The sequence below is a fragment of the Escherichia sp. WS1265 genome, from assembly GCF_046487585.1.
In the GTDB taxonomy this organism is placed as follows: Bacteria; Pseudomonadota; Gammaproteobacteria; order Enterobacterales; family Enterobacteriaceae; genus Escherichia; species Escherichia coli.
This window is the reverse complement of the sequence record NZ_JBJQJE010000039.1, coordinates 1-7,789: the sequence shown is the minus strand read 5'-3', so window position 1 is coordinate 7,789 and position 7,789 is coordinate 1. Positions and strand designations below refer to the sequence as shown.

The following is a 7,789-nucleotide window of genomic DNA, read 5'->3' as shown; positions in this document are numbered from 1 at the left end:
GCACGGCTGGGACGGAAGTCGCTGTCGTTCTCAAAATCGGTGGAGCTGCATGACAAAGTCATCGGGCATTATCTGAACATAAAACACTATCAATAAGTTGGAGTCATTACCAGCATTGCATTCCATCAGAGAATCAGAAATGTCCAAATTTCTTTACTGGCGAAATGTTGATAACATTGCAGAATCAGTACTTAGGTTCCGTAGTCATTTAAATTTAAATGTTGATAATAATATTGCCAAACGTATAGATATGGCCGTTGAGCATATAGAACACGAGTTAATGAATTATTTTATACAACATTAGAATTTATTAATCGAAACGTCACGAGAACGTTTCGAATTCTGTGTCACTGTGCCTGTTGAGTTAGGGTGCCCGATGAGGTGTACGCATTTTCGAGCCACGCGGCGAATACTTCACTCCTTCAATACCTTCTCATTCAGCCGGTATCGTCCACATTGCCGTTTCAAAATCAATTTCTGACCAACGCACAACTCATTGGAACGAATAAAGATTAATATGGTGAGATCAACGGCCTGACGGCTCAAATGGCGCCGATCTCTTCCCTTTTGATTACAGCTTGACTTGCTTATTCTGCGAATAAATATAGCGGAATTTGTCACCATAAATGGACTCAACGTCCAGAATGAAATCCAGCCTGCCGGTTTGGGAGGCAGCTAATCGCAACTCAAGTGAATCGACATCACAGCGACTATCCGTTCCCCGAGCCTCAACCAGGAACACCTCATCGCCCACTCTGAATGAATCACCTGGTCTTGGACCTCCGATCACAAAACACGTAATATCCAATCCGAGCGCATGCACTGAAGCAAGAAAGATGTTGTCTCCCACAGGATCAATCTTTTTACCATCAACCATTACGGTAATATTTGAGACAAAAGCCGTCCCCATTCCATTATTTATGATGTAAAGGCCTGATTTATTTATCCGACCATCATTAGAGACATAAGCGTTTATACGTGGTTCGACAGAGATATGATTATGCTTAATCTGTTCCTTACTTTGCTCCTGAGTAAAGTAGAGCGAAAATACAGCGACGATGATACCCACAGATGCAAGAATGGTATCTCTATACTCCCTGAAAAAATCCTTCACTAGAACCTCCGCTCTGATTCATCAATCATTAACCCGATTTACTATCTTATCCAGATATTCTTCCAGATTATGCTTGTGCAAATAACTATTTACATCTGCCGCCCAAGATTCACCTTTACCGAGAATAGCGCGGCTGTAAGTCGATGCGTACAGGTAACGGTTATCATAAAGATTAATCAGTGTTTGATTTACACCATCAATGCTACAACCTGGATTCTGACTCTGCCGCTCCAGCGCCCGAGTAATACGCGCCTGGTGTTCCTGGTCGACAGGAAAATTCCGTTCATTAAGTTCACTGAGTACCAGAAATGAGGGGGGAGTACCTTCTTCAATCGCAGCCTGAAGGCGATAATGACCATCCAGAATAACAAATGATCCCAACCCGGCAATGTACCAGACCAGTATCGGGGGCAATGTTTCCTCGCGGCACTTTTTACGCCACCATTTCAATCGCCCTGCGTTGAAATGAACGTGGTAACGTCCAAGTAACAAATTACCTCCCCACCACCAGTCCACTAGCCTGATTTTTTCAGGATTAGTCAGATCCGGGAAATCTTCACCATAAAGCGTCCAGTCACAGCCGATATTCCCGGTGCTCTCAGGAGAATCAAAGCGCCAGTTCTCTATAGAAATGGATTGGTTACAGGGTCTGGTGGTATCCACAGGCCTTAGCAACCAGCGACGCGGAGGCAGAAGGGGTACTGGAGTATTCATTAGCTGCCGGGTAAAATACCGGCACCACTCGCCCGTCCAAACCTCAGCCCCTTTGCATTTGATTTGTTCTACATCTGCTGATGTCACAGGGGGCACTAAACTCTGCCGTCCAGAATGATCAACGTTAAACACCAACCAGACACCTGAATGATCTTTTAACATTGATGCCCAAAATAATGTCTCACCATGTAATTGCAACGCCATCCGCCCATGATGACCACTGAGCATATCCATTGCCTGTGCAACCCCCTGATGCGCCCGAATCGTAAACTCCAGCCCCTGCCAGTTGTTATTCCGATCGAAAAGATCTTTCCACCAATATTCAGTCATTCTCGTCTTTCCCTGACCAGCCAGTGTTTATTCTAAGACCTTTATAATAATCCAGATAGCAACTGATATCGCTGCAGAAACATCGCCAAGGTACTCATCCTACACAGCCATCCTCCATCTCAAATGCTCTACAATTAATATGGCATATTTACCGTGATCACCAGCTGCGATAACCAAATATGCGCCGCCAAAGCACAATTAGCACCAACCCCAGAGTCAACGCCGCCACCAGGAGCAGGATGATAATCTGCAATGGCATAAAGTAGTCGCAATACTCCCTTGCCAGATTGCATGGTGCGCCATTTTACAGATAGCTCTGTAACATGAATGAGACTGATTAAATGGTTAAATCGGTCTGGAAAATATGTTTAAAAAATCAATTTTTCGACATAATATCCATACATATTCACGATGACACAGTTCATAATTCATGAACAGAATAGTATTATGAACAGTTCATTCAAAGCTCTCCTCAACGATCGCTAACCATACCATCCCAGAAATCATTGATGATCTGCTCAATCCCGGCATCACCCACATCATAGTCTCGTACTAACACATCCATCAGGCGTTCTTTATCAAGACTCAGTAAACCTTCCAGGGATGAGTGCTCACTCATTGTCGCTATATCGCTTCCCAATAGAAAAGCGCCCATACGTATGGGCTCACAGTTCAGGCGTTCCTCTTCTACGGGCGATTCATAGAAGCGTTCACTCTCGATATGTAGTGGCGAAACACACTATCTTTGGGGAAGAGGATATCGGCTGGATGTAGTTTTAGTGAATAAACCGGCTTAAGTGAAACTTCAGGGAGGCTGGATATGCCTGAAAGTTCCCCCACATAACGACACGGCTTAACGGAAAATAGTTCTCAGCCAGTGGTATTGCGGTATTTTAAAACAAAGACTGCCTAAGTTAATGGAAAAATAGCAGCAAGAGGTAAAGGCTGAAGCCAGTTTTGTTGGCATCAAGCGACTGAAGACCAAATGGGGTAGCTGTAATCCACAGACCGCACGCATCTGGATCAATCTCGAACTGGTAAAAAAACCACCTGAATGCCTTGAATTTATTGTAGTTCACGAACTCGTCCATCTATACGAATGCAAGCATAACGAGCGTTTTACCGCTATGATGAACCAAATTGGCGCGGACACAGAGCTAAGTTGAATAAAATGCCATTAGCTTATAATCACTGGAAGTATTGAAATTTAATCAGAAAATGGTTGATACTATCGCATCAACCATTTCCATTAATTATCAATAAAACCTTTCATTTCTCTTTCTAATTCATACAATGTTGAAAGTAGTTCTTCTCGCTGTTGGCGTAAGCCCTTAAGATCAACAAAAGCCGGCTCTTCATGTTTCTTAACATACCGAGAAATATTTAAATTAAAATCATTTTTTTGTATTTCATCAAAAGAAGCCACATGCGAAAAATTGCAGACACTACTTCTTTCAAAGTAGCATTCTGATACCTTCCTAATGATTTCATCTGTTATTAAGTTGCGCCCCTTTACGGGTTTAGCCAAATCAGATGCGTCGATAAACACGACATTAGAATTCTTTTTATCTTTCCTGAAGATCAAAATGGCGGTTGGTATTCCTGTCCCAAAAAGCAACCTATCTGGTAGACCTATTACCGCATCTAACAACCCTTCACTAACTAAATTTCTCCTTATATTCTCCTCTTGACCTCCACGAAACAATACACCGTGAGATACCAGTATGGCCATTCTACCAGTTGCACTTTTAAGTGTTGAAACCATGTGCAAAATAAAGGCATAATCCCCCTTGGCCTGAGGTGGAAAACCTAAATTAAAACGACCATAATCATTATGTACTAAATCATCATGATTCCAGCCGATAATATTAAATGGAGGGTTAGAAGCAACCACATCAAACTTCATTAATCTATTATCTGTATCCAGAAACTGAGGGCTAGATATTATATCCCCCCATTCTATCCGACTATTAATTTCGTTATGCATAATCATATTCATTTTAGCCAATGCCCAACTGGACCTATTAACCTCTTGACCAAACAAAGTATAATTATTGCTTTTAAAGGATTTTTTTATCTTTTCCCCTAGGGTAATTAAAAGAGAACCAGACCCACAAGTAGGATCACAAATACTATCTCCACCCTTAGGCTGCAATAACTCTGCAAATAGTAATGAAATACCTTCTGGGGTATAAAACTCTGCCCCCCTCATCGCCGAGTCAGATGCAATCCTTTCAAAAAGATATCTACACGCCACTTTTATCTTATCATTACCATCATGAGTATATCCAAAATTCATTTCAGGACGTGCAAAAATAGCGAGTAAATTATTAAGCATCCGATCTCTTTCTGATCTTGCACCAAAATTAACCGTTGCAAATTGTATAGACTCGAATAAATAACCACCTCTATTTTGACAGACCGAATCAATAGCCTGATCAATTAATCTCAGCGAGTTGTCAATCCTCTCTCCAATATAATCACCATGATTCTTAGCTTCATGATATATTTTATAAAAACTTGCATCCTCAGGTACTCGAGAAACAATTTCTAACAACTCAGAATAGTCTTCATTAATTAAATCAGATAAATAGTCAGCCTTTATGTCAGAAATATATTTCAACAATAGCATTGAAAATATATAATCTTTATAAGAAGATGAGTCAACTTTTCCTCTAAATAAATCACAAGCAAGCAACAATGATTTATGAAGTGCCTTCATTTCACTCATTTTCTAACTCCTCGCTATCAATGATATTTTCACATATACCATCAAAGAGCACATCGCCATTTTGTATTAGTGAATTATAGATGACTTTTTGTTTAATCCAGTTTCTATTAATAAAACCAATCTTTTCTTGAACTCTCAAATTGGGGAGTTTAACAGCCATTTTAGAAACCGTTTTTGAATTAATTTTACTAATACTAGTACCTTCACTCAAACTGCGAATATATTTACTCCCAGAAGTAGAGTTTATATACCAATGTAAATAATGTGGTAGTATTAGATTTTCATTACATCTAATCACGGCTAACTGATTGGACGTAATGATTGGTTTGCCTAGATTTCCTTCAATAATCCCAGCTGAAAACACAGGTCCCCGCAGACGTAATAAAATATCATTAGGGAAAAGATAATGCTTCTCAGGATTACCCTCTGGGATAACAGAGGTTAAAGTACCAAGATCTAAAATGCCGTCAAGTCCTATATCTTTCGTCTGGATAAGATAACAGGAGCCTTGCTCACCAGCATCTTGTATCGCCGATTTAAAGGGCATACCTAAGCGGATCTCAGCAACACTCTCTAATGTAACAATTTTATACATAAGTAAGTTAGGGAGATTACTCTCCCTTTCCTCCAGTAGTTTTAAGCACAATCGAGTGTTTCCAATTCACATCCCCCACACGTACATCTAAATCCATCTGTAATGAGGAAAAGGAGAGCGTGTGTATCAGCATGACGATACAAGCCATCCCCCCCTTACTTATTGACTTTTTACGCAGGGATTGATATTTTTTATCGTTCATTTTGTTGGAACCTCTCGTAACGGTTTTAGCCAGAATGTGTTGAGTAAATAGCAGCGGCAACTGCTATTTACTCCCTCCCTTACCCAGGTAGTAGCGTTGTACTAGGTCAGTAAAAAGACTATAACAGACTATAGAGAATTTATGCAACAGTAGCGTCGTACTACTTTCTAAAGCTATCGTTGTCGCTATCCATCATGGAATCATTAAGTTCATGATTATTCTCATTTATCTTACGAATTCATGATGGGGAAATATTTTGGTGCCACTTTCCAAATAGCTAATAGCTTACGGGCCTCATCCCTGCGTGCCCTGGCATCCGCCAGTGAGACTTCGGAGTATTTCCCCAGCGCCAGTATCTTCTCTTTGCCACCAAAGCGGTAACGTAGCCTCCAGTATTTTGAACCGTTAGGGTGAACCAGCAACACCATGCCTTCGTCATCAGCCAGCTTATAGACTTTTATTTCAGGCTGGGCAGCACGAACCTTCACATAACTCAGAGCCATGATGAGTGTCCTTTCAAAGGTTCTGTGTGGGTACAAACATTATCGAACCGGGATATACCCACAGTTGTACCCACATCAGTAAGTTGATGTAGATTGAATTAGGTTGAGTGAAAAAGTGAGGAAGGCATTGCGGATACTGGATTTCAGACACAAAAAAAGCCGCCCTTGAGCGACTCGATTTGCATACGGTGTGGTGCGAAGGCCGGACTCAAACATGCGATTTAACCTCATGATTTAAAATTGTTAATAATAAACAACACCATCCTATACCAACACAGATACCAACACGAAAAATCACTGGTTTTCGGCATCGAACCAGGACAATCAGGTCCTGATTGAGATACCGAGCTCTGTTACTCGTCATCTTCCTCGACAGGCTCCATTGCATCAAGTGGTACTCGCACCATCGCGATAGAACCAATCCGGATAAAAGCATCTTCCCCATCTATATCGGTTAACTGATATCGCTTACTTGATGCCGGATAATTATGTCGATTGGCAACAGTGTACTCTTTCGTACAGCCAGAATGTGGCAGACTGAGGTGGAATAGATAACGTCCGTATGCCCGCTGACCACCTCCGGGCGGGAGAGTGTGGTATCTGACATCATCATTTTTCCTTTCTGTTTATAAATGAAAACGCCAGCCGTGTTCAGGCTGACGTCAGGGAAGTGAAATCGGGTGAGTGATCTTCACTGGTTCTGGTGCAAAAGTTACTGTTGGCGCAGGGTACGGATACCCTCCCTGGCCTGTTCGATACAGCGCAACAGTGCTGCCGAACCTGTTTTATCCTCATCGTTGTCGAAGATAATTCCCGATTCGCAGTCGATATTGTCCTGCAGCCACGCAATCAGAATATCCAGCGCTGTTTCCGTGGTTAATGATTTCATGTTGTGAATTTCCGGATTACCTGTCGAAAGTGGGTAAACCCGGCAGATATCCGGCACTGGCATCCAGATGAATGAGACTGACACCATAACGCCGGATGAGTGTGACGACCAGACGACGGAACGTTTTTGACAGCCCCAGGCGCTTAAGCCGCAGAACCGGGTATGACCACGCATCGGTACGTAACAGATAACCGGTACCGGTAAAATGAATCCATTCTGATTCACCGAAGTCACTGGTCTGGTGTGACAGCGAGTACAGCCAGGCGTTGTCCGTTTCCGTGATATGTGCGGTACTGCAGCGTATGCCGGTAAGGGCAACAAATGGTGGCGTGCAGTCTGCTGAGGTCCGGTCAGATTCATCAACAACACGAAGGGAGTAGCCGTTATCGCAGACCATGTTAATCAGTTCAGCGAGATTAACACCATCAATATCAACGACAATTCGCCCCATATTCAGTGCCTGTACGTTAACGCTGTCGGCTTCCAGTGTCAGGGCCAGTTTCATCATTTCGCCTCCGGATACTTACCCAGGGTGATATTGTTCACCGTTCTGTAGTTGTGGCGGGTCATCAGGCCTGTTGCCCGGCGAGCCCGGAGAATAGTAAGCGTCGTCTCAGCACCGTCTGGCAGATCCTGAAATTCCTGAAAGAATAGTGGACACCAAATATGGTGGACGCTATCCATGAAATCATTAACCGCAGTGCGTAAAAA

The 7,789-nt window shown here is 42.5% G+C and carries 9 protein-coding genes and 6 pseudogenes; 2 read left to right on the top strand and 13 right to left on the bottom strand.

Annotated elements, in window-relative coordinates; genetic code table 11:
* Positions 1–96: IS1 family transposase (locus ACJHX3_RS24105; RefSeq protein WP_000851394.1), on the top strand; the 96-nt coding region annotated here is incomplete at its 5' end.
* A gap of 271 nt (positions 97–367) precedes the next feature.
* Here ACJHX3_RS24105 and ACJHX3_RS24100 read toward each other — a convergent pair.
* The 4 genes and pseudogenes from ACJHX3_RS24100 to ACJHX3_RS24085 form a co-directional block, all read right to left on the bottom strand.
* A pseudogene (locus ACJHX3_RS24100) lies at positions 368–552 on the bottom strand (integrase); the annotation flags it as partial.
* Between the two features lie 19 nt (positions 553–571).
* Positions 572–1,114, bottom strand: a complete 543-nt coding sequence (locus ACJHX3_RS24095) for a hypothetical protein (RefSeq protein ID WP_000651188.1) — start codon at positions 1,112–1,114, stop codon at positions 572–574.
* A 21-nt stretch (positions 1,115–1,135) separates the two neighbouring features.
* Positions 1,136–2,158 (bottom strand): ParB/Srx family N-terminal domain-containing protein, encoded by a 1,023-nt coding sequence (locus ACJHX3_RS24090; protein WP_094321965.1) that lies wholly within the window; start codon positions 2,156–2,158, stop codon positions 1,136–1,138.
* A gap of 472 nt (positions 2,159–2,630) precedes the next feature.
* Positions 2,631–2,777 carry a hypothetical protein gene (locus ACJHX3_RS24085; RefSeq protein WP_250391496.1) on the bottom strand — a complete coding sequence of 49 codons (147 nt, stop codon included), beginning with the start codon at positions 2,775–2,777 and terminating at the stop codon, positions 2,631–2,633.
* A gap of 100 nt (positions 2,778–2,877) precedes the next feature.
* Between ACJHX3_RS24085 and ACJHX3_RS24080 the strand changes: the two are divergent.
* Positions 2,878–3,362 (top strand): annotated as a pseudogene (locus ACJHX3_RS24080) (M48 family metallopeptidase); the annotation flags it as partial.
* A gap of 45 nt (positions 3,363–3,407) precedes the next feature.
* Here the strand turns inward: ACJHX3_RS24080 and ACJHX3_RS24075 are convergent.
* The 9 genes and pseudogenes from ACJHX3_RS24075 to ACJHX3_RS24035 form a co-directional block, all read right to left on the bottom strand.
* On the bottom strand, positions 3,408–4,889 hold the full coding sequence (locus ACJHX3_RS24075) for an N-6 DNA methylase (protein WP_001293292.1): 1,482 nt from the start codon (positions 4,887–4,889) through the stop codon (positions 3,408–3,410).
* Entirely contained in the window at positions 4,882–5,484 is a 603-nt protein-coding gene (locus ACJHX3_RS24070) for a restriction endonuclease subunit S (protein ID WP_000276816.1), read from the bottom strand. The genes ACJHX3_RS24075 and ACJHX3_RS24070 overlap by 8 nt, the downstream gene beginning before the upstream one ends.
* Before the next feature lie 16 nt (positions 5,485–5,500).
* A complete protein-coding gene (locus ACJHX3_RS24065; RefSeq protein WP_032343432.1) occupies positions 5,501–5,686 on the bottom strand; it encodes a hypothetical protein in 186 nt (61 codons plus the stop codon).
* 275 nt (positions 5,687–5,961) lie between these two features.
* Positions 5,962–6,189, bottom strand: a pseudogene (locus ACJHX3_RS24060) (Arm DNA-binding domain-containing protein); the annotation flags it as partial.
* A 353-nt stretch (positions 6,190–6,542) separates the two neighbouring features.
* Positions 6,543–6,656 (bottom strand): annotated as a pseudogene (locus ACJHX3_RS24055) (transcriptional regulator); the annotation flags it as partial.
* A pseudogene (locus ACJHX3_RS24050) lies at positions 6,647–6,796 on the bottom strand (hypothetical protein); the annotation flags it as partial. The pseudogenes ACJHX3_RS24055 and ACJHX3_RS24050, both read right to left, overlap by 10 nt.
* A gap of 105 nt (positions 6,797–6,901) precedes the next feature.
* Complete coding sequence (locus ACJHX3_RS24045; RefSeq protein ID WP_001419233.1) at positions 6,902–7,078, bottom strand: DUF957 domain-containing protein; 177 nt, start codon at positions 7,076–7,078, stop codon at positions 6,902–6,904.
* Positions 7,079–7,094: 16 nt separating this feature from the next.
* The gene (locus ACJHX3_RS24040; RefSeq protein ID WP_134884683.1) at positions 7,095–7,586 is read right to left on the bottom strand and encodes a DUF5983 family protein; all 492 of its coding nucleotides are present in this window, start codon (positions 7,584–7,586) and stop codon (positions 7,095–7,097) included.
* Positions 7,583–7,789 (bottom strand): annotated as a pseudogene (locus ACJHX3_RS24035) (hypothetical protein); the annotation flags it as partial. The pseudogene ACJHX3_RS24035 and the gene ACJHX3_RS24040, both read right to left, overlap by 4 nt.

Bases quoted from the DNA above. Each gene is read 5' to 3' on its own strand.
- ACJHX3_RS24065 (WP_032343432.1), bottom strand. From the start codon at position 5,686: ATGAACGATAAAAAATATCAATCCCTGCGTAAAAAGTCAATAAGTAAG.
- ACJHX3_RS24045 (WP_001419233.1), bottom strand. From the start codon at position 7,078: ATGAAATCATTAACCACGGAAACAGCGCTGGATATTCTGATTGCGTGG.
- ACJHX3_RS24040 (WP_134884683.1), bottom strand. From the start codon at position 7,586: ATGATGAAACTGGCCCTGACACTGGAAGCCGACAGCGTTAACGTACAG.
- ACJHX3_RS24090 (WP_094321965.1), bottom strand. From the start codon at position 2,158: ATGACTGAATATTGGTGGAAAGATCTTTTCGATCGGAATAACAACTGG.
- ACJHX3_RS24075 (WP_001293292.1), bottom strand. From the start codon at position 4,889: ATGAGTGAAATGAAGGCACTTCATAAATCATTGTTGCTTGCTTGTGAT.
- ACJHX3_RS24085 (WP_250391496.1), bottom strand. From the start codon at position 2,777: ATGAGTGAGCACTCATCCCTGGAAGGTTTACTGAGTCTTGATAAAGAA.
- ACJHX3_RS24070 (WP_000276816.1), bottom strand. From the start codon at position 5,484: ATGTATAAAATTGTTACATTAGAGAGTGTTGCTGAGATCCGCTTAGGT.